The following is a 23,772-nucleotide window of genomic DNA, read 5'->3' on the forward strand; positions in this document are numbered from 1 at the left end:
ATTGAACCTATGTGTTAAAAAGTGTATGATTAGGAAGATTACTAGATGCGACTATAGAATTAAGAAATAGGACTTCAGTAGCGAAAAGGGAGGGTCCGATGAATTCATTTGTCCAGTATTTGGATCAATTCAACGTCCTGTCTCCTAGCCATTCCAAAATCTATGACGAGTACACAGGGCAAGGGGATGTCTATCAATTCTCGATTGATACGAAGATCGAGGAGTTTTTGTTGACCGGTTATTCGAAAGCTCCTTGCAGTGTCATTATGACCGGGAACGCCGGTGACGGGAAAACTCGATTGTGTCGCGTTGTTTACGAATCGTTGACCGGCAATAAATTGTCAGAATGGCCTGACAGCGGCATTCTGGATGTACCGTTCGATGGCGGCACGGTTGTTATCGTCAAAGATTTGTCCGAGTTAAAGGATGAAGTCATTTTCAATGTGCTGCTCCGTTTGCAAGAGTTTATACGAGAGGGGCATGCGGAGAATCGTTATTTTTTGATTGCCGCCAACGAAGGCAAACTAACTAAATTTTTGTCGATGCACTCCGAACTGGAAGAGCTTGCGGCGATGGTTAAGCAACGTTTCCTGTACCATGGCCACAATGATTCGCAGCTCCATCTTGTCAATCTACAGGACGTTACATCCTCCATCTACGCTGAGCGAATTATGGAGGAGTGGAACAAGGAAGAGTATTGGAGCGACTGCGGTTCCTGCGGCAAAGCAAGCAACTGTATCATTTTGCTTAATCACCGTCGGATGGCCCGGAAGCAGGTGAGAGACAGGCTTGCGGAGCAATACAGATTGCTTGATTGTCTCGGCATTCATCTGACGATGCGGGAAATTTTAATACATATCAGCTATACATTAACCGGTGGGTTAACCTGTTCTGACGTACAAAGGGCGGGATATTTGGATATTGAAAAACATTCTAAGCGAGTATATTTCAACAACTTTTACGGGGTTGGCATGCCAGGGCTCGAATCCATCGAACAGGGTGCAGTTCGACATTTCGGTGAACTAGATCCTGGTCAAGCTTCCATATCGTTTATTGATGATTATTTGCTAAACGGAGATATAAGCGGTGAGAATGTTATTGCAGAACGCCACGCACGATTGTTCGGCGAGGAATTAGACTTGTTGTTTGGCTATTATCGCAAGCAGATTGAGGTGTATCGCAGTCAAGGCAATGGCGGCGAAGAAGAAATCGCAGAACTGATGCCCGGATTCCGCAGGAAATACTTTTTTGAATCAGAAGAGGAAGGCGAATTGCGACGCAAGCTGATTCCTTACGTCCATTTCTATACGTTTATGGAAAGCTTGGAGAGCCGACAGAAGCAGACACAGGTTAGGCGCGATTTGATTCGCGGCTTGAATTACGCCTTTACTAAAAAGTTGATGGATGCATCGGAGACACAATTATTTGCCGTGAACGACAACTTGTTAGTGCATGAGGCTTATTCCATGGGACAGGTTGTACTTACGGTTGATGAGTCCCGTGATGATCTTGATCGATTACCTTCGCGGCTGTTCCTGACCGTCGACCATGAGACGAGGCTAGAGATGAAGCTACCGGTATTTGAATATTTGATGAGACTAGCCGACGGCGGTCTGAACTGCACGCTTAAGCAAGAGGTTGATATTTTGCTTGGAACTTTCCGGAATGATCTGATCAGCCATAGCAAACTGGATGAGTTTTTGTTGGTAGTGTTTGCTCTCGATCCGGTTAAGGGCGTATATGTGCGACGGGAAATCAATATGTAAATGGAGGACCGTGATATGACAATAGTCGATGAAACAGACAAGCTGGATGATGTCACTTCTCAGCTGTCGGCGCATATATGGGGGCATCGCTTTAAGGACGGTCAACGCGGTCCAGAATATGTGCTGGAATTTTTGAATGTACTGAGCGGAACGGAATATTCCTTTAGGAGCGACCGCTATTATCGTCGTCGCTCGATAGGGCTGCGCGAATTCATTTTCGAAGGCGTCAAGGAAGGCAGAGGAGCGGGCAGCACGCTTGAGCTGAACGAAGCCAAGAAGGAGAAATTGATACAGGCGGTTCAGGAAAACAATGTGACTGTTCTGAAGCAGTTTCTGCGAAATTTGGAAATCGTGCTCTATGATACGGATGGCAAGGAGGCCGATCGTTCCTGGTTCGCACGTTCGCTATATCCGCTTCACGAATCGCTGCTTTATGTGGAGCTTCGCAAAAAGAACGGAAATTACAGCATCGAACGCAATTTTTTTGCGCGGGGAGGAGAGCTGTATTTCCTGATGCTTGGACATGGGACGGAACACTATCAGCAACGGAGATTGTTTATCGAGCAGAGATTTCATCAATTGCTGACGCGTAACAAGATTATTGAGAAGGTTGTTGGCAAAATATCGGCTGTATTCGATGATTCCGAGCAAACGCCGGACCGGAATGCGGGGCAGCTTCGCTCCGTCGGTTATGAAGGCCGTACCCCTATGCTGCCGCATCAAGCGGAGATCGACAATAGAGCGCTTTTCGAGCAATTTGGAGTAGAAATGGAAAACTTGCTGCTTATGGATATGGACGTCCACGAGATGTTCCACCTGCTTACCTCCCTGGTTTGTTTTCAACTGGCTCGCTACATGCATGTTCGTTCGCAAGCTGACATGAAGTCGGCAACTTATTTCTTTGATTGCATGGACGGAACAAATACGCACATCTACCGTCAAGCTGCAATGAGTCTCGAACAGCACGAAGCGATGTTAAAGGAACGTTATTTGATAGAGTTTGAGAGAAAGTCGAATGAGACGTTTGGGAACACTGATCAGATCGAGCAATTGCTTCCTCAATGGCAGGAGAGTCCGGATATGTTTTACGAAACCATGGGATTAAGGAAACTGCGAACCCGCAAAGAGACGATCAAGCGAATTTTGCTGAAATGCCGTACGGTGTCCGACGTGCAAACCAAACTCAAAAGCAGTGTTCGCGAGGTAGTTACGTCCCAGCTCGATCAGGTACAGGTAACCCGAGTTATCGCACGGGATGGAGGTTTTGCCACTTATCGACGGGGCTCGGCATCCAATTACCGTTATACGATCTCGGACAGCTTCCTGCAAATGCTTGTCTTTACGATCGTGCAGCCGGGAGACAAGATGGAGTTTCATGAATTTTTGAATCGAGTACATATGGATTATGGCATCGTAATTGGAGAGCAGCAGGCAAAGGAAACGGGCATTTATGAGAAGTCTGGCTTTAATGTGCGTTACTTTCAGGATAATGAGCGCGCGCTTCGAAAGAAGCTTCGACACAACGGCTTGCTGATCGAATTTTCCGACGCGACGGCGATGATTCAAAATCCGTATGCCCGTTGCAGCCAGGAGGTAGGTTTGCATGTTTAATACAACCGGCAAATTGCTAGGCGCCTGGATTGTGGAGATGTTGTCTGGTCACTTCTCTGCTCGAAAGGAGGCAGGGGGCGACAAACTGTTCACACGCGTGGCGGGTATGGATGATCAAGCTTGGGGAGATGTGCTGGAGGCGTTCCGTGAGGCGGAATTCCGCTTGACGACGCATTACCGGCTTATTTTGCGCACCTTGTCGAGGGTGGAAGGGTATCAGGAATATGAATGCCAGGAGCATGAGACAAGCACTTGGCTGCGCAATAATAATCCGCAAGGCAGTGCGCTTGTCATCTTTATGAATGATCGGGCATCCGAGGCACAAAGCCTTGAAAATATTTTTATGATTGACGAGGCGCGGCTGCTGAGTGCGGAAGGGCTGGAAGTACTCTATCGGCTGCTTGCGGACCGACATCGCCTATTTGGCACCGAGATGGAGTCGCTTAAGGTGTTTATGACGATGTACGGCGATCTCGCGGAACCGCAACTACGCAATGTGCTGGCCTTTTTGATTGCTGTACTGGGGAATCCATCCCTATCCATACTAGACAGCATTCAGCGAAATTTGGACAAGCTGCTGCTGTTCCGCGACAGCACGCTCCCCTTCAAGGCAACGGAAGGCAAAGCGAAGCTGAAGCGCAATTATCAGCTGTCGCGGCTGGAGAGGGAAGGGCGCGCCGTCAGCAAAGAAGACTTTGTTGATAATTTGTATGCATTTGTGGAGCGGGCAACGGACGAAAGCGAAGCGAATGAGCTGTGGGAGCGCGTGGAGCCGGATCAGTTCCGTCAACAGGCGTTGGATTTTATTCATAATCGATCAAATGAGCTGCTTCAATATGAGTTTGATATGATAGCATCCGCTCTGCATTTCAAGCCGGGCAAAAAAAAGTGGAACGAGAAGATTAATGACTTTAAGACGCTCATTGAAACGAAGCAGACTCTTGAAGAGAAGCAAGAGCATCTCATTCGGGAAACGCTGGAGGCTATTGAGGTCGCGAACGATCCAGATAAGATTCAAGAGTTTATTGATGAGTTTATAGTCGAGCTGCAGGAACATCCGAAGCTGCGCAAGGATCTGGAGCGAACGATGCTCCGCCAGCGGCAGCTTGCTGAATATACGGAGCTGACAGACGCGCTTATTCGTGAAAGCGTCTTGCTGCTTGAAGGGCTGGAAGAGGAGAGGCCAGAGGGAGCCAGCCTTGTCTTGCGAATTGTCGAGGCGAGCTTAAGTGAGCAACAGATAACAGCGTTGCGCTTCCATCTGAATGGCATTGAACGGTTGTTGGTGCACATAACCTGCGAGGTTGACGAGTGGCCGGAGTCGAGTAACAAGCCAAAGGGGGAAGTGACCTGTCAGCTTGTATTGCGTGTTGAGGGTCACGAGCTGGCAAGCAGCAAATTTAAGCTGGTCAATGCATTCGGCGGCATGCTAGGGCGCATGCTGGAGAGGCTTGCGTCTGAAAGGCGCATTCCGTATTTGCAGTTATTTGACGGAGAGGATATACGGTCTGCTGATATACTCCAGGATGTCAAGACCAATGCAGCAGCGTATGCCCTGCAAGGTCGGCAAGAAGTGGCGGAAGCAGCGGTTTCTTTTTGTCAATTGGTCGACCAATTGCGCTCTGAACTAGAAGAAGCCTTGGTAAGCGGTTTAAGCACAATCGATTTCGTGCGTTTGGAGAGCGAACTGGAGCAATTGTTGCGGGATGCGGGACAATCTCCTTTAATTGTGAACCATATATATCGGCATATCGGTCTGTTGGGCGTCTGCGATAGTTATGACTGCAAAGCAGGAGACCGTGTTGGAACCGCTCGAGAGAGAGTGGTGACACTGCTTAATCCGATTCGACTGTTAGGATATTCAAAACGGCTTGCTTCCGTCCGGGATGTACTCGGCAAGTGGCTGGGGCAGGGTGGCGCCGTCTTCGAGGAATCTAGTGACCTGGATACGTATTTCCGCCAGCAGCAGGAGAAAACAACCCTACTTGCGCCGCATTATTTTTCCAATTTCGGAGAAGCGGATCAGTTTTTAATAGAGCGACAAGAGCGTATGGGAGAAGGGGTTTTTACGCCCAATGGCCGAAGCAGCGGAGAGGAGCATCTGGTCGGTACGTTCGGAGATGAGTTTATGCCGACGGTCAAGACTTATCTCGAAGTATATCCTTATGCGAGAGATTGTCTGGACGTTATCTTTCTGTATTGTACACATAGCGATTACGTCAAGAGGGCTATTGAAACGATTTTCCGTTCAACGAAAGTACGTAAGGTTAAGGCTATCATTCACAGTGAGACGCGCGGTGCGGCGATATACGAGGAGCTTAATGTCTGGCTGACTCAGGAGGAGCGCTATTCGGAGAAATATTATGCATTCCCTAAGGTGGAGATTAGTGTAATCGCGGAGAGCTCCGTCAACAAACTGATGAGCACGCTTGATCACACATTGCTGGATGCAGATATTGGGGTGCTGGTCAACTATTTCGGTCAATCGTCCAGCGTACAGTACAAGCTGGAGAAGGTTGCCGTACAGGACTCAGATAACTGGTTTGATTCGATTTACCGGGAGCCGCTCTATCGAAACGACAATATTAAACGGGTTAATTTAATAAGCGAGAGTCTGCCAAAGTTGATGCAGCATTTTTATCGAATGCAGTTCATGTTAAACAACGGCGGCATGCTGACATCTGACGAGCATTACTTGCTGCGTAATGTTATTGCTCTCAATCGTCAAGCGGATATGCAATTGTTGGACTATATGCATCAGAAATTCAATTGGTCGCTAATTATTGACCGACATCTGGACAAGTCCCTGCTTAAGTATGTATCGCCTCAAGCGCAGATTATTAAATATAAGTCAAATGCAGGCAAGGACAAGGGGTTGAGGACACTCGTCTCTTCCTCCAAATATATTCGAAGACTGGTCAATGAGCAGAACGATCACGAATATTTCGATCGACTCTATCAGAAGTTCGTAGGATTGCTTAAAAATGATCAATTGAATCGTTCCATTGTGCATAGAGTCATCGAGCGGGTTAAGGAAATTTCCGGCGGAATCGTGCTGAGGGCGATTGGTCCCGGCAAGTTCGCGCATGAATTGTTGGCGATCTATTTGTCTACTGAAGCCAGAGCGCCGGAGGATGGAGAACTTGTCGTCTGGGCGGTATGCGACGAGTTGCCTTGGTTCAACGAAGCGGGGCGCAGACCTGATCTTGTCCGCACTTCCATACGGCGCGCGGGTGACAAGCTAGAGCTCCGTTTCGAACTAGTCGAATTGAAATTTATTTCGCATACCATTTTCGAGCAGGAACGTTACGACGCTATTAAGCAAGTGCAAGCGGGGCTTGATGTATACCGCAATCGCTTTGACTTCTCCCGTAGTACGGCCAGCGCCGAGCTTTGGCGTAAAGAACTGCTCTACTATTTGCTGGAATACAATGCTTACGATTTGGATGAGGGTCAGTTGCTAAAAGAACTGCAGAGAATTCCGATTGATCGAATCGAATTGTCCTTTAGCGGATCTATCGATACGTTTGTATATACTTCCAATTTGCTGGAGCGCAGTATTATGGAAGGACATAAGGGCGGTTATCAGAAGGAATTGCTTCATCAGGAGTTTGTGAATCACATCTACAATCGTTCTTACGTGTTGAAGGCTTTGGGAGCTATGCAAGAAGCGGAAGTGCCAAGCTTCGATGAGCCTCAGGGGATGATTGACTACGTGTCGGCCAAGTTGGGACTTGAGCCTGAAACATTGCCGGATAGTGTAGTACTATCGTCAAGTGAATCATTGGATGAGGAAAACTCACAAGAAACGAAGCAATATGGTGATAAGGACGCTTTTTCCATAAATAATTGGAATGTCCCGGAGATTGCGGCTGAGAATAAAGAAAAATACGAGAATGAGTCAGGGTCTATCGACAGTCTTCCGTTTGTGGCAGCATCGTTGGAGAATTCCGTGGTGCCAGTCCTCCAATATCCGGAGGAGATTGCACTGTACGGATTGGAGAAGTCGGAGGAGCCTGCGGCGGATGATGTCGCCGCTTTGGTCGAGGAGTACAAGAAAAAGCTCCGCTACAGCTTCAATCAGGTTGGCATTGACATTCGTGTCGTGGACTCGTTTGTAGGTGTTAGTGTCATTCGGTTGGTAATGGAGATTCCGCTGAACAAAACCTTCCGCAGCATCGAAAGCCGTGCTGAAGATATTTATTTGTGGCTGAAGCTGTCTGCCATACCGCTCATTGCGCTGCGCAATGGCCGGATTACTATTGATATTAATCGGGATGCTCCGGAGACGGTTTATTTTGAGCGGTTCGTACAGCAGGTCAGGGAGCAGTACCCGCCCGCTCGATTAAAGGGCAAGCTTGTTACGCCAATTGGCGTGGGACAGCTGCGTGAGCTGATCGCGATGGATTTCTCCAGCTCCAATACACCGCATCTGTTAATTGGCGGCACGACGGGCAGCGGTAAAAGCGTAACGATGAACGCTATTATTTTGGGACTGATGTGTCTGTATGGGCCGGAGGAAGTACAGTTTATCTTTGTCGATCCCAAGAAGGTAGAGTTTATGCCTTATGAGAATCGCACCCATACTCGCGAAGTCATTACCGAAATCGAAGAAGCGATTGTGGCGTTGGAGCAACTGGTGGAAGAGATGGAGCAGCGTTATCGTATATTCGCCCAGGAAGGCGTGTCCAGTATCGATGAATACGCGGAGTTGGCGTGTGGCGTTATGCCGCGGCTTGTCGTGGTGTTCGATGAATTTGCCGATTTCATGGAGCGGGAGAAGTCACTGAGCAGCCTCGTGGAAAGCGCCATCTTAAGATTGGGCGCCAAGGCTCGAGCAGCCGGTATTCATTTGCTTATTTGCACACAAAATCCGAAGGCGGATATTGTGCCGACCAATATTCGCAACAATTTGCCTGCTCGACTAGCACTTAAGGCAGCGGATCATCATGCTTCCAAAATTATCATTAATGAGGAAGGTGCAGAGACGTTGGGCGGCAAGGGAGATTTTCTAATGAAGCTGGACGCGCCGGAGACGATAAGGGGCAAGAGCCCGTTTTTGACGCCGGCAGTTAAGCGGGCGTTGCTGCAATATTTTCGCAAGGCTGGGGGACAGATATGAAATTCGGACATCATCAGAGCTTCTACCTTCGGATCAATTGGTTAGCCAAAGCTTTCAAAATGCACAAAGAAGAACCTAATTTCTTCTATAGCGATTTTGGTTTCGAGAGAATCGGGCTAGGTAGAAATATGGTTAAGGCGCTTAGATATTGGGTAGTGGCTACGTCTGTTATGAAAGAGGCTAAGAATAAAGATATCGGGTCTGTGCATGAGTTGACTCCGTTCGGACAATTGATTATGAATCAAGACCGTTTCATTAGACTTCCGCTGACGTCCGTTGCCCTCCATAGCCTGTTGGCCTCCAATCGGGAGCAGGTGACAACCTGGTACTGGTACTTCAATGAGTACGGACATCGAACCGGCTCGAATGAAGACTTGCTTCGCATGCTGGACGAGTGGGTAAAACTGCACCATAGCCGTACGGTGTCCCTGAATACGCTCAAGCGGGATCTGGATTGTCTGAAGCTGATGTATACGGCGCAGGCCCGAATTGAAGACGATCCAGAAGAGGTGGTGGCTAGTCCGTTGTCTGCGCTTTGTTTGCTTCATGACTCCAGGGATCAATTCGTGAAGCGCAGCCCTGAACTGGCGGAGCTGGATCTCGACGGTTTATATTTCAATTTGCTGCACTATTGCCAGTGCCATGAGGTCAATAGCGTGACGTTAGAGGAATTGCTTGTAAAGCCGGGGCTATGGGGCAGACTGTTCCACCTTTCCTCTAACCAAATATTGGAGGCGCTAGAACGGCTACAGGAATTGCCTTATTACCCAGTCCGTTTCGTGCGTACCAATCAGCTCTACAGCTTAAGTATCGAATCAGAGGATGCATGCAGCTTTCTGCGCAAAGCGTATGCACGGAAGGCGGCCTATTGAATGCAAGGATTTCGCGCAAGCATTAATTTGCAATTTGATATGTATGACGAGGAACTCCTGAATCGTTATGTGCTGACCTCCTCGCACGGGGAGGTGCTGCGCGGCGTCATGGAGGGCGTGACGCAGAATGGGGCGCATGCTCATCTGCTGATCGGTCCCTACGGAACGGGCAAGTCGCTGCTCGCCACCATTCTATGCCAATATCTCGTCAAGTCGTTTCACAGTCGCTGGGATGATTCTCTTCTGGCGCAGGCGGAGCAGCTTGATGGCAAGCTTGCGGCGCAATTACGTGAAGCGCGGAACGCGCCAACAACCTATCTTCCCGTCATCATCAACGGCAGAACAGGGAGCTTGCGCAATATCGTGAACGGTGCCATTCACAGGACGCTTCTAAGTGCGGGTATCGACATTGAGACGCCAAACGAGGCTACAAGCGTATTGAATACTGTGGATCGTTGGAAACGGGATTACCCGGATACATATGATGCATTTCTCGAGCACTTACGAGGTCGGAATTGGAGCCAATCGGAGTGGAGTGCATTAATTGCCAATTATGAAGAAGGCGCCCTTGGCGACTTTATCGCTTTTTATCCCACCGTTACGGCGGGTACGCCTTGGGCGATTGAGCATGAGGTCTATTTTCTCGAGAATCTAGAGCGGATTGCAAGCGAGCTTCAAAGGCGAGAACTAGGATTGTTTATCGTCTACGACGAGTTTGGACGTTTCCTGCAATCGCTTGACGGTACCGATGCTGTAGTCAACATGCGAGATCTTCAGGACTTCGCCGAATTTGTCGAACGAATGGACAACGTGCAGTTGTTAGTCATCGGACATAAACATATTCGCCAATATGCTGCAAGCGAAGGAGAGAGTGTCCGAGGCGAGTTCGAAAAGGTTGAGAAACGTTTCCGTTTCTATTCTTTGGAGACTGACGCCGCAACTTATTTGCGTCTTGCACAGGAAGCGATAGCACCGACTAACCGCCAGTTGCTTGACCTTGACGCCATAAGGAATTTGCCTCATCAGGCCGCAAGGTTTTCGTTGTTCGCGGAGCTGACGAACTACCAACTGGAGCAGGGAATTGTACGAATGTTGTACCCGCTGCACCCTGTGACCGTTATGCTGTTACCACAGTTGTCCAATATATTTGGACAAAACGAAAGAACCCTATTTTCCTTTTTGACTGACAATGAGCGTTATAGCTTGGCGGATCATGTGCATCGGTCGGACGATTATTATTATTCCGATCAGCTATTTTATTTCTTTCAGGTGGAGTCTGTTGATGACGATGAACAGCCCAGCTTGCAACTTTATCATGTGATAGCGCCTTATCTCACTGGCCAGCAGTTAATGCAGCGGCGCCTCGTTGAGTTTCTGACCTTATGGACAGCGGGACGAATGACCCAGAGGCAGCCGGCAACGCTGCCGTTTATTGCATTTGCGCTTGGTATGTCCGAGGAAGCCGCATTGCATTCACTTGAGGAGTTATCCAGTTCTAAGTTGGTACGCCATAATGCCATCCGCGATATGTGGGAGTTGTATGACGGCAGTTCCGTCGATATTCATGCAGTAGTAGTGTCTCGTATGGCGACAGTTACGCTGAATGACAGAGAAAGTCTAGCTCTGTTGCAGCGCCATTTGCCGCTTACTTATGTTATGCCTTTCGAATATAACGACGAAGTCGATATGCTGCGTTATGCCGATGTAAAATTTATAATGCCAGGGGAATTAAAGTCGGCATCGAATATAGAAGCTTTTACGGCTGATGATCGAATCTGGCTGGTAATATATCGGGATGGTGAAGATATTGAAGATCCCGCTGCTGTTATGCGGGAACTGGCGGCATCATACCTGATTGCCTTCCCTAGCTTCACAGCGGAGAGTATACGGCCAGCGCTGTTGCATTACAAAATTTTGGAGGGTCTTCTGCATGATCCCGTTTTTCTCGCTCAAGATGCCCGAGTGAAAAATGAACTGGTTTATATGCTGCATGAGACCAGCCTTCGGATTAGAGTATTTGTGGAGCGGTACTTCATGTTTGAAGAGATGGAATGGCGAAGCGGCAGCGAGAGAAGGCGGATTAAAGATTTAAGAGGACTTGAAACAGTCGTTACCGAAAGATTGCGACAGACGTATCAGAGCACTCCGATTATTCGCAATGAATCATTTAATCGAAATCGTATATCGGCTATTCAGAGACGTGCGTTGATCGATGTTATTGATCGCATTATTCGCGATCCTGGCGAAGATAACCTTGGCATATCCGGTTATGGTCCCAACTATTTGATTTACGCCAGCGCTCTCAAAAATAACAATTATAGCTATATCATGTCTGAAGGTATAACATGCAACGATAAACTGACCGCTGTGCGAAACGAACTGCTGCATCGTCTGGAACAGACCCCTGTCGGCAAGCTGTCTACACTTATACAAATGATGGAGGAACCGCCCTACGGCATTCGTGCGGCTGTCGTGCCGCTGCTTTTCGTTGCACTTCTTCGTGACCGCTGGAACCAGCTGTTTTTTTATTCACATGATATGTTAACCACGCATTTAAGCGGTTCTTCTGTACTGGAAATTGTAGAGTTGGCAGACGCTTTTGAATATCGCTATTACGAATGGACACCGGAAGAGCAGCGGCAGCTTGAGCGAATAAGCCGCATCTTCGAGCTTCCGACGGAGGCTGGAGTCAGCTTCGTGCATACTTCAGAAATGCTATTGAAGTGGCTTCGTGCGTTTCCGAAATATACACAGATCAGTAAGCGCCATACATCTGTTGCTATGATGGTTCGAGATCATATTCGATCCTCGGAAAGTGACCCCTATAGCCATATGAAACTGCTGGCCGGCGATGAAATGGAGCTTGCTGCTGTCCGCATAGAACTGGAATCATTTATGGATCGTAATGCAAATGAGTTGGAGCAGGTAGTACTGGGGATCACGGGATTGAAGTCATTAACTGAAATGTTCCAGGCGTTGCCCGGTATTCGCAGGGAGGCAATTGGGAAGAACAGCAAGCTGCTGACCTTCGACCCGGGAGACGACAGTACGGTTTGTATCGATTTGCTAGCAGAACATCTGGTAGGAGTGCCCCGCACGGAATGGTCTGATGCGACAGAGGATTTATTCTTAGGCCAGATGAAGTATGAGTGGCAATTGTTGCATATGCAAAGTGAGACCGCTGCATCAAGGGCTGATTTTACTGCCGAGGCTCCGATTGAGTTGTCCAAGAAGTCGCTTACGGTATACGCCAACGTTAAAAATATGTTGAAATATGCGGGTAAAGATATCGCGCCTCAAGAGATTCGGGGATTATTGCTCAAGTTGCTGCATGAGCTAGATGAAGTGCCCGGGGAAGGAGAACATTCATGACAAGGAAACCGGTTCATGTCGCCATGTATAGCGGAGGTGCTTCCTCCGCTTACGTGGCTAATCATATGGTGCAGACCTACGGACGTGAGAACAGCATTCTTTTCTTTACCAACACGTTATGGGAACACGAGGATAACTACCGCTTCATGCATGAGGTTGCCGATTATTTGGGATTGGAGATTACCTACCGAACTGATGGAAGAACGCCAGAGCAGGTATTTTACGATTATCGTTTTATGGGAAATTCGCGGTTAGCCAAATGCTCGGAGGAGCTAAAGGTGAGACAGACGATTATTTTCTTGGAGGAGCTGAGGGATGAGCATGGTCTAGAGCCGATACTGTACTTTGGCATTGGCAGACATGAGCAGCATCGGGCCGAAAATCTGAAGGAATTTTACTCCCATGTTCCATTGGAGCCGGTAGAGACTAGATTCCCACTCATTTCTACATTTCGAGAAGAGATCGACGCTAAACGTATTATTGAAGAAAATTGGGGTATTCGATTGCCCGTTATGTACGAGCTTGGTTTCTCGCATGCCAATTGCGGAGGCCGATGCGTCAGAGGCGGCTTTCAGCATTATGCACAACTATACCGGACATGGCCAGAGGTTTACCGAGAGCAAGAAGAGATGGAAGAAGAGTTCAGGCGTCACTTCGACAAAGATGTCTCCATTCTGAAACGTAATGGGGGTCCTTACACGCTGCGAGAATATCGCGAAACACTAGAGCGGGACGGCTTGGAATCCTATCTTAGCAAAGAGGGCGATACCGTTCCATGCGTTTGTACAATATAATATACGTATTTTTGGGTTAGTTGAGTTTTAAAACCGCATACTCTTCGCATAATAATTAGTAATATCGATAGATAGGACTGAGTATGATGCGGAGAGAGACGGATTTATTAGATTTGGAGAATGGGCAGCAGGTGATGATTGCATTTCATCTGCACAAAAAATGCTTTTCCATTCGTCTTGTCTCCACTCGCAAAGTGGTGGGATATACGGATCGAATTGTCGTTCGGAATGTCTCTTTTCCTATATCCGCTTCCGGAAGGATGCGCGTATTGCGCGAAAGAAGAAAGAATGTGCATGCATTTGTGCGAGGCAATTATGAAAAGGACTTGCAGTACAATGATGGACATGGATTTCGTGAAGCCTATTATAATCCCTATGAAGTCGCGGCATTCGTAGATCGAGAAACTCTAGAGCCGATTGGGGCAGCTGATGTTGTTCTATGCGAGCGAGGCCAGGTATATTACTGGCGCGTCGATATAGACGGATAAGTAGCAATGCATAACTTGAACCTATGGGTTCAAGTTATTTTTTTGGCTATGTAATCAATTGGTTGTGTTTGGTATATTCGGGTTGGGTGTTGACTGTGAAATTAACCGAACAAGAGTTGAAAGAACGCGTAAGCAAGATGACGATATGGAAGAAGAGAGAACAGCGGGCGCCACATAAGCCGCTGTTGCTTTTGCTTGCTTTGTCCAAGTTGCAGGCTGGAGAGAAGCGTCTCACGTATGAAGAGACGCGCTTGAAACTAAAAGAATTGCTAATGGAGTTCGGACCGAGACGACGGCGATATTGTCCGGAGGAGCCTTTTGTACGACTGACGACGGATGGGCTATGGGAATTAAGCGAATCTGTAAATAAAAATCAAATTCAGGATAAGTTATTGCTGGAAAAGCGTATTTCGGGAGGTTTTAATCCGGAGGTTTTGACGTTGCTGGAGAAGCGCCCTGCTATGCGGCAGGAGATTGCTGAGCAGCTGTTGTATGCCCATTTTCCTGAAACGATGCATCAAGAGATCCTGCAAGCGGTCGGTTTCGAACTCGCGACTACGCCTCGGAAGAGACGAGATCCGGAGTTTCGCAATCGAATTTTGAAGGCATATGAATACAGCTGCGCCATTTGCGGCTTCAACGTTAGGCTGGGCAGTCAACTGGTTGCCATCGACGCCGCTCATATTCAGTGGCATCAGGCCGGTGGTCCCGATCAAGAGGAAAACGGTATCGCTTTATGTACGCTCCATCATAAGTTGTTTGATCGCGGTGTATTTACGATTACAAATGACCGCACGTTGCTTGTCTCTGAGGAGGCGCATGGTACGAGTGGCTTCAAGGAGTGGTTGATGCGTTACCATGGTACTGAAATCCGCAGCCCGATCAGCCCTATGTACCGACCTAAGTTGGTCTTTCTGGAGTGGCATGTTCGAGAGGTGTTCAAGGGGACGGCAAGACATATCTACAGGTGATAAACTTTCACTAGAAGCCATGGTTTGTGAACTTTCTAGTAGTTCACAAACTTCAGTAATCGGATATTGAGGGCAACACGGCCAAATCAAAACAACCGTCACTCTTTACTGAAGACGGTTGTTTGGTTTAATCCACAACGCTACTTTTCCGGGAATTCGATAATCGGTTTAATAATTTGGGCAATCAGTCTGATCTTCTCCGGAGAGCAGCCTTCCAACATGGCTACGATCTCATTGCGCAAATAATCATCCGAAGCGTTGTCGGAGCCTCGTAACATGTATACGGGCGATTCTTCTAAAACGCGGCATAGATCGGACAATCGATCTAGGCTTATTGGAGTTTTCCCACGTTCGATTTTACTGATATAGGCATTTGAAACGTCCAGTTCCTCGGCTAAGTTCTCCTGGGTCATTCCTTTTTTCTCGCGTGCGGTCTTGATCCGGCTTCCAATGATTCCATAATCATAGCTCAAGTTTATCCCCCATTTTGAATATAGCAAGCGCTGGTCGCGGAATACATGTACGTCAAGTTAAATTAAACTTATTGGTCCAATATTTTCGTGGTGTACAACGTCATCATACGGCCGTATCGTCTTACGAAATGCTGCTAAGGCATATTTGGCCACGCATTCGGTAGGACGATACGGTTATGTTAGAGCTGATAGAAGAGAAGAACCTATCGGCTTATTTTGATAACAAATTTGCAACAGAAGTACGGTTCACGGAGGATATTGATTAGAAGATGCTGAGTCCATTTCATTATTTTGGCGTAAGAATTTGATTTCTCATATGCGTAGAGCATGTGCAAAATACAGTATAAGTATACCGGGAGGTAGGCATTACAGGTTCAAAATGATGATTTAGTGGACCTCTACGATTATGAAAGTGTCGATATCTCCTCTGCTAGTTTTATTTTTCACTCTTCAACATCGTTATAATACAAGGCATCTCTTCTACTATCTCTGGAAGTGAATGACGATAGATTTTTCGAGCACTATTTATGTCTATAACGGCGCTCGCGTATTGGGCTTTACAATATGGATAACATCAAGGTGATCTAGATATAAGAATATATTTTACAATTAGGATCTTATTGGAGTGAAGGTAGCATGATTAGAGGTCCCCATATACTTAAGAAACCCGACCGGATCCGGTCGGGTTTCTTAAGTATATGGGACGACGGTTTGAAGCCTATCAAACCCGAAGAGAGCAGAGACAACCCTAAGATACATATTTCATATCAGCTAAATAATCGACTCCAACCGATAAGCCCACAAATAACCTTTGGTCTCCAGAAGGAGCGCGTCCGGTTTTTCTTTAGGTTCGATTACGATACTGCTATTGGTGTTCATCATGTAGCCATCATTGATTCGGTCGATTACGATGGGCATATCCAGTTCCATGAATAGTTGGCGCATGCGGTATATCGTATTGTATAGATTGGGGAGCGCTCGTTTTTCTTCCACATTAGGCCAAAGATCATCGATGATTCTCCACTTCAAGCACAATTTATATTCATGAAGCAGAAAGTAGTAGAACAGCTCCTCTGTGATACGAGTAGGCCACTTGATGAGGTGACCTCCATGCTTAGCATATGCTTCTCCATAAAGCTGGACGTAAAGCTCCTTCTTACTGATCGGCTTCTGTTTCTGCCCATAATATTTCTGAAGGCGTTCATCTAACTGCCTAACCGTATTGGGGGTCATCGGCTTTAAAATATAATCCAGTGCTTGTACACGAAAAGCCTGTACGGCATATTGCTGGTGAGCTGTCGAGAAAATGACAGGCACGTCAATACCATCCTCCACTAAAGTTTGAGCTAGTTGAAGTCCCGTCATTCTCGGCATCTCAATGTCGAGCAGGAGTGCGTCCACATCCAGCTTTGGTATTTCCTGCAGCGCATCGAATGGCGATTCGAAGCAACCCACTACTTGAAAGGGGCCGTAGGTTTCCAGCAATCTGGCGTGCAACCCCAGAATCGGTTTTTCATCCTCTACGATGATGACTCTCCACATGATCTCGGCCCTCCTTAATAGGAATTTTTAGTTGAACGGTTGTGCCTTTGCCCGGTAAGGAGATGATCTCCAGACTGCCTCGTGTGAGATCATGTACACGCCGCCGCACATTTGTAAATCCGATCCCCACATGAGAAGTCCCTCCTCCCATTAATTGAGCGCATTGCTCTGCTGACATGCCTACACCATCATCGTCGACGTGTATGCTTAAGAAAGATTCGTGCGAATAAATCGAAACCTGAACATGTCCCGACCCTTCTTTGTCGAACAGACCATGGCGAATAGCATTTTCCACCAAAGGCTGCAAGAGCAAGCTAGGAATGAGAACATTCTCGGCATCAACTTGTGGATCGATGTCATAAGCGAAAGTTAGTCGTTCACCGAATCTAGCTTTCTCTACCTCTACATAAGCTTCAATAATCTCCAATTCCTTCTGAAGGGAAGAATATTGCCCATCCCGACTTGTCTCGAATATATAACGCAGGAATGAACTGAGCATCGTCAGAAGATAAGCGGCACGCTCTCCATCCGTATAACAGAAAGCAATAATATTGCTTAATGCGTTATATAAAAAATGAGGTTTGATCTGAGTTTGCAGAAAAGCCATCTCATACTCGATCGCCTTCAGCATAGACTGCTTCGTTTGTTCAGCGGCATTCAGTCGAGCCATCAAGGTCTCTTTCGAGAAAGGTTTGATGATATAGTCATTAGCGCCCGCAGCAAAGATCTTCTCAATATGTCTTGGATATTCGGAAGAAATCATCATAATGATCGGAAGCTCCATCAAAGTCGCTTTTAAGCGGATTTGCTGTAGCATTTCGAGACTGTTCAGGTTGCCTGGGATAATGTCATCAATGATCATCATCGCGATCTCCGGGTGATTATGATAATATTCAAGCGCCTCTTGAGCCGTATAAGCAATTCGCACTTTGTAAGTATCGCTCAGCATGCCTTTCATGACTTCCGCGTGCATTACATCGTCATCTACAATGAGGAGCGTCCCTGGCTCTCGTTCTTCTGCTGGTATGAGGGTCTGGATGTTGTCTTCATATTTTGTTGCGGTAGCCGGATGTTTGAACTCACTAAAAGCTAGCTTGAGTGTGAAGCGGATACCATGTTCCGTGCGTTCATATGCTATACTTCCATTCATTTGCCGGACAAGCTCTTCCGTCATCATAAGACCCGAAGAATGCTGTCTATCCCTAATGGGTGTCGTTGACTTTCGGGTTGTCGTTATATAAAGGAAGGCTTCCTCTCCAATCTGCTTTGATTCAATGGTCAGAGTATCCTCTGCAGTATCGTAAGAGACCTCTGTCATCATGCGTATTAGAACCTGAGTCAGACATTGCTCATCCGCCCACACATATAGCTGCTTCGATAAATTTTCGTTGATATGAACCTTCTTCTTCGCAAATGTAAGCTGCATCAGCTGTAGAACATGAAGCATGACCATCCGGAGATTGGTCGATTTAAGCTGAATGGTGTAATCATCGAATCGTATGCGAGTGAAGTCGTGCAAATCTCTCAGTAGATAAACCATGTTGCCTATTAATTGCTCTGCTAAGTATAATTGCTCACCTTGCTTTTGGTGATCAGGCTCGCGAGTAATGGACTTGATCAGATGGACCGTATCATGAAGAGGTCTCTGCAAATCTTGTGTAGCAACCTTCAAGAAATCGTCTTTCGTATCATTGGCCTTCTGCAGTCGAACGGTCAGCTGTTCCGATTCCTCCGCTCGATTCATGAGGCGCATGCCGAGGAAAACGTTCATCCCCATAACCCCGCCGATCAATCCGATTCTGTTCATACTGTTGCGTCCGGAGAAGAATAAGCTATCCGACGAACCGCTTATCGCGAATAGAGCCAGAAATAAAAGCATCAGCAGGAGAATAATAGCTTCGTTTCTACGTATAACAATCCGGTTTTTAATCGTTAAATAGAACAAACGAAAGATAATGATGAGGAATAATACATCCATGTAATAAAAGAACTCATATTGCAAGGACGACAAGGTTCTAGCCGGGAGAATGGCATTCAGGCATGTATAGGTCAGAACCGGAAGAAAAAGCAGAAACAATGTCTTTCGATTCATAATGGAAGGAATCATGTTCACAATAAAAGCAATCAGCAAAATGCCGGTCAAATAGGTGCTGGTGTCTTGCAAACGAAAGTAGAGCTCGTAGGGTATCGTTGGGAATTCGCGCAACAATAGTCGTTCCCCGCGCAGCACAATGACTAATGCCAACAGCAGAAAGTGCAGTCCACTGTATAAGAAGGCCTCATCCTTCGTTCGTAGTAAGTAGATGGTCAAATGGAATACGCCAAATAGAAGCAAGCATAAAGCTGCTGCCCATTCCAGAGCAAGATCTCGCTGCACATCCTCTTTCATATGTATGGCATCGCCGATATCGATCGGCAGTACAATGCCGCCTCTTGCGTTGTAGAAGTTGGATACATGAACGGTGATTAGAAGCTGCCGGTCTTCTGGCTTAAAGTACACCTCATATGTAGGGTTATCCAAAATCATTTCTTGTTTAGTCGTGGCTACTTTTCCTTGCTCTGAGATTATTGCGCCATCGACATAGAGGGTATGAGCGGACCAAATATTTCGAACACGAAGTCCGATTTCGGACCAATGATCGGGTAGCTGCACGATTAATTGATAAGATCCCCACTGCACATTGGATGTCCAGGGACCTGGTACCGGCACATTATTCGCATCTTTCGCAAAGTCAGTTGGAACGACAAAGGATTCGTCAATGAATTTCCAATCGCCGGCTAGAGATACAAAGGGAGAATCAGCCAGCTCTCGCAAGTCAAGCACGCCATCTACAGCTTTGATTGAGACAGCGCCTGTATCTTTGTCGCTAAAAATCATATAGAGAAGAGCGATTAAGGCGCATGCCGCTCCCAGGCAGCCAATCCATTTCTTCATGTCTAGTCACACCCCTATGGATACTATCATACGTTAAAGATCTCTCGAAAAACTACCATTTGTAGTTGAGAGATTTTTGAGAGATGTATTTGATATGTTGTAAGGAGCAACTTGAACAATTTGGAAGGGCGTTTGTTTTTGCAAGGTGCCTAATTCTTATTTTGGATGGTGTTGCCTTCGAAGAAGATTGTCGAATGGGATTGAAGACACAAGACGTTATTACTAAATCTTACAGGATGGGTGGAACAGATGAAGAAAAAAACGATTGCAATGGTAATGGCTTTCATTCTTGTTGTGATGAATGCCTCGATGGCGCATGCACTGGCGCCAGTAGCAGAGATTTACTATAATGCCGGAACTAGTGTATATAATTCCAACGATTTTGAAAGCAAGCTAAATGATGCGATTAAAGTTAAGCTGCAAGAGGGAGGCGTTAATCCTAAATATGTATCTATTATGGATGCAAGCGCCAACCCTGCAGAAGTAACGGACACGACGCATGTTCATTCCGGATATGATAGCTGGTATATCAACAACGGGGTTTTTGTGACTACTCCAGAAATTGAAACGGGCGACTACAATCATGTTCAAATTTTAAATAACGGCAAAACATTAGCCTTCTATGGTTATACCGCACCAGCCTACAAGGATTTTATGCTGACGAACGGTAGTCCTACTGGCAAAAAAATTATCACCTTCGACATGGATGAATCCAAAGTGAATTATCATAGCATGGAAGGCGGAGGTTTCCTCTTCAATACGAAGATTGATAGCGAAGAGAAATTAAGCGGCTACGCTATTTTATATGTTAGTGGTTCTATCAAGGTCTATCAGATTAATGAAGTGAATGCAATTGCTTTGCACAATGAGAAATTGAAAGCTTTGAGTATGGTTACAGGTGTTACCGAAATCGGAAGCTATCCAAAAGGGGCCTCGACTCACCACACAATCAAAATTAATGTAACGGATACAAAGCTGAATATGTGGGATAATGGGGCGCAAATCATTAAAGATTTAAGTCTCCCTAAAGTGTACGGAGATGAATTTGGTCCTATCGTTAGCCACAATTCTCATGGTTGCGGCGTTATCTCCATTTTTGTGTATGACAATATGAAGCTCTTCTCTACTTCGAGCAAGACGCTAGATGAAGCGGCAGAACAAATCAATTGGGAGACGAATACTCCTTTGCGCTATGTTGTAGACATTAACGACGATCCTAGTGTCATTTTGGATGGCGGACCGAAGCAATCTGATTTGAAGGACTCGCTCAATAACAAGGGCGCGCAATATATTGGGGTATCTGATCCGGGGCACAAGGAAAAAGGCGAAAGCTTTATCGAAGACCTTGCTAAGGGCGGATTTCTTGTCGATTCCACAAAAAATAGCGAGGAAATCATTGAAAAAATAGCAGAACGTATTGCAGAGAAAATCATTTCGGATTATAAAGAAGCGATTTTGTTCATTGAGAAAGCCGAGAATAAGACCGATATCAAATTTAAAACTGGCGACAATAAAAATACGGTGACTAGCCATATTACGCTGCAAGAAGATGAAGATGTAACTACAGTTTGGTCCTCTGATCAGCCATCGATCATCTCGCCAGACGGAACGGTTACGAGGCCGGTTATGGATCAATCCGGTACTTACGTAACATTAACAGCGACTATTACAAAGGATGGACTGACAAGCGAAAAATCGTTTACGGTTTTTGTTAAAGCGGCAGCTCCAGGTCCTTTAACCACACTATCCGCTACAGCAGGAAACGGTCAGGTGACACTGAACTTCCCGCCGCTGAATGATGCAGAAGAGGACGATATTGTCGTGGAACAATCCCTGGATGGTGTCGACTTTACGCCGGTAGATCTAGCAGAGACATTGGACGCTGATTCAACAAGCGCAACCATTACGGATTTAACGAATGGTGAAACCTATTATTTCCGAGTAGTAGTGAAATCAGGCTTTTATACAGGCACATCCAATGTGGTTAAAGTCTCGCCATCCGAATCATTGACTACGTTGAAAGCTGTTGCAGGCAATAAGCAAGTTACTTTGAAATTCCCGGTTTTGACAGGGGCAACGAATATTGTTGTGGAGCAATCTGAAGACGGTGAAACTTTCACGCCAGCTACTACAACGGGTACGTTGGATGATACTTCTACGAGCGCAACGGTAACGGGATTAACTAATGGCGTAACGTACCATATTCGCTTGTCCGTTGAATCGGGCCAATTTGCAGGCGTATCTAATGTAGTGACAGTTAAACCAAGCTCTCCACCTGCACCAACGGTAGAGGAACCGCCTGCCATGAATACAAAAGTCACGGTATCCGATCAATCCAATGGTGGTCAAATCGTGCAGGACAAAATCACAAAGCTGGTTGGTGACAACCTGAAAGTTACAGGCAAAGTGAAGTCGGCAAACGGACAAGAGCTTAATCTGCCGAATGTTACGATGAATCCAGATGGCAGCTTCACGATTCCTCACCTTCCAGCTGGCGAATATAAATTGTCGTTAAACGTTATTGCGCCGAATGGCGAAAAGCTGGCTGGTCCTGTTGGCAAATTGACTGTAGGTGCTAACGGAAGTGCAAATCTGTCGGTTGATCTGGTCGATCCATATGGTACGATCCTCGATGTCATTACCAATCAACCTGTTGCAGGTGTGAATATGCAACTTTATTGGGCAGATACAGAACTGAACCGCTCCAAAGGCAGAGTGCCTGGTACGCTTGTTAATCTGCCTGAGTTATCGGATTTTGCACCAAATCAAAACCACAACCCGCAAATTAGCTCAGCTGACGGCGAATACGGTTGGATGGTTTACGCAGATGGTGATTATTATTTCTTAGGCGAGAGGGATGGATACATCGTTTTTGATAGCCGCAACGATAAACGCGACGAGCGTTTCGGAGATGACAGCTACATTAAAGATGGAATCATTCATGTCGGTGAAACGATCGTGAAATTCAGCTTCTCCTCGCAGCCGAAATTGAAAGAGGCAGGCGACCATAGCCCATTCATGGTTGGCTATCCTGACGGAACGTTCCAACCGGATCGCGGAATCGTTCGTTCTGAGGTCGCGGCAATTTTGTCCCGTTTGTATACAGATGCAGCGAAAGCTAATAAAGTATCGTATTCCGATGTGAGCGAGAAACATTGGGCAGCGGATGCAATCACAATTGCAACTAACAACAAATGGATGGTTGGCACCGGCGACAATAAGTTCCAACCGAAGAAACAGATTACTCGTGCGGAATTTGCTCAATTGCTCACGAATCTGTACAAATGGGATGTTGTTCAGAAAAGCAGCTATAATGATGTAACTGGACACTGGGCTGAAAAAGCGATTGCAACAGTGGAAAAACAAGGTATGCTATTTGATTTCAAGGAAAAGACTTTCAACCCGAACCAACCTATCACAAGAGTAGAAGTGGTTCGTATCTTCAACCAACTGATGGACCGCAAGCCATGGGATGTCCAGGTTGGGCAGAAGTGGACAGATGTATCGGAGAACCATGAGTTCTATAGGGACATTATGGAAGCTTCGATTCCACATCCATTCGAGCAATTCGAGACGGGAATTGAAAGCTGGAAGAAATAAGTACAGCGAGTGAAACAGGACTTTGAGGGATAGATGAGAGAATGGCTGCGTATGTAACTGAGCAGCCATTCTCCAATATCCTATTCATTTTTTTACAGCTACGGTTCAGCTCGTATCATGAACGCATCCGAAGTTTTTGGGAATTCGATTATAAAAGAACGAAAAAGGCGAAAGTAAGTTGTAAGGCAGAGGTGAATGTGTTATAATTAGTATATTGGAATTTCGA

The 23,772-nt window shown here is 46.5% G+C and carries 12 protein-coding genes; 9 read left to right on the top strand and 3 right to left on the bottom strand.

Translation table 11 applies throughout. From position 1 onward, the window contains the following. Positions 1-98 precede the first annotated feature (98 nt). The 8 genes from DX130_RS16800 to DX130_RS16835 all read left to right on the top strand — a co-directional run bounded on the left by DX130_RS16800 (position 99) and on the right by DX130_RS16835 (position 14,996). Positions 99-1,766, top strand: coding sequence for a hypothetical protein (locus DX130_RS16800; protein ID WP_116047380.1), 1,668 nt, complete (start codon positions 99-101; stop codon positions 1,764-1,766). Positions 1,767-1,781: 15 nt separating this feature from the next. After that, complete coding sequence (locus DX130_RS16805; protein WP_116047382.1) at positions 1,782-3,377, top strand: hypothetical protein; 1,596 nt, start codon at positions 1,782-1,784, stop codon at positions 3,375-3,377. Beyond that, the gene (locus DX130_RS16810) at positions 3,370-8,499 is read left to right on the top strand and encodes an FtsK/SpoIIIE domain-containing protein (protein ID WP_116047384.1); all 5,130 of its coding nucleotides are present in this window, start codon (positions 3,370-3,372) and stop codon (positions 8,497-8,499) included. The genes DX130_RS16805 and DX130_RS16810 overlap by 8 nt, the downstream gene beginning before the upstream one ends. After that, positions 8,496-9,371, top strand: a complete 876-nt coding sequence (locus DX130_RS16815) for a DUF4007 family protein (RefSeq protein WP_116047385.1) — start codon at positions 8,496-8,498, stop codon at positions 9,369-9,371. The genes DX130_RS16810 and DX130_RS16815 overlap by 4 nt, the downstream gene beginning before the upstream one ends. Next, the gene (locus DX130_RS16820) at positions 9,372-12,743 is read left to right on the top strand and encodes a hypothetical protein (protein WP_116047387.1); all 3,372 of its coding nucleotides are present in this window, start codon (positions 9,372-9,374) and stop codon (positions 12,741-12,743) included. Beyond that, on the top strand, positions 12,740-13,537 hold the full coding sequence (locus DX130_RS16825) for a phosphoadenosine phosphosulfate reductase domain-containing protein (RefSeq protein ID WP_240644552.1): 798 nt from the start codon (positions 12,740-12,742) through the stop codon (positions 13,535-13,537). The genes DX130_RS16820 and DX130_RS16825 overlap by 4 nt, the downstream gene beginning before the upstream one ends. Positions 13,538-13,623: 86 nt before the next feature. Beyond that, a complete protein-coding gene (locus DX130_RS16830) occupies positions 13,624-14,025 on the top strand; it encodes a hypothetical protein (RefSeq protein WP_476703825.1) in 402 nt (133 codons plus the stop codon). 95 nt (positions 14,026-14,120) lie between these two features. Beyond that, complete coding sequence (locus DX130_RS16835; protein ID WP_338068644.1) at positions 14,121-14,996, top strand: phosphorothioated DNA-binding restriction endonuclease; 876 nt, start codon at positions 14,121-14,123, stop codon at positions 14,994-14,996. Positions 14,997-15,136: 140 nt separating this feature from the next. Here the strand turns inward: DX130_RS16835 and DX130_RS16840 are convergent, their stop codons facing one another. From DX130_RS16840 to DX130_RS16850, 3 genes are all read right to left on the bottom strand, one after another. Continuing rightward, positions 15,137-15,469 (bottom strand): helix-turn-helix domain-containing protein, encoded by a 333-nt coding sequence (locus tag DX130_RS16840; protein WP_116047392.1) that lies wholly within the window; start codon positions 15,467-15,469, stop codon positions 15,137-15,139. Between the two features lie 771 nt (positions 15,470-16,240). Further along, entirely contained in the window at positions 16,241-17,011 is a 771-nt protein-coding gene (locus DX130_RS16845) for a LytR/AlgR family response regulator transcription factor (RefSeq protein WP_116047394.1), read from the bottom strand. Next, on the bottom strand, positions 16,983-19,946 hold the full coding sequence (locus tag DX130_RS16850) for a histidine kinase (protein ID WP_116047396.1): 2,964 nt from the start codon (positions 19,944-19,946) through the stop codon (positions 16,983-16,985). Before DX130_RS16850 ends, DX130_RS16845 begins: the two co-directional genes overlap by 29 nt. 249 nt (positions 19,947-20,195) lie before the next feature. Between DX130_RS16850 and DX130_RS16855 the strand changes: the two genes are divergently transcribed. Next, the gene (locus DX130_RS16855; RefSeq protein ID WP_116047397.1) at positions 20,196-23,546 is read left to right on the top strand and encodes an S-layer homology domain-containing protein; all 3,351 of its coding nucleotides are present in this window, start codon (positions 20,196-20,198) and stop codon (positions 23,544-23,546) included. Positions 23,547-23,772 lie beyond the last annotated feature (226 nt).

This window comes from Paenibacillus paeoniae (assembly GCF_003388735.1).
Lineage (GTDB): Bacteria > Bacillota > Bacilli > Paenibacillales > Paenibacillaceae > Pristimantibacillus > Pristimantibacillus paeoniae.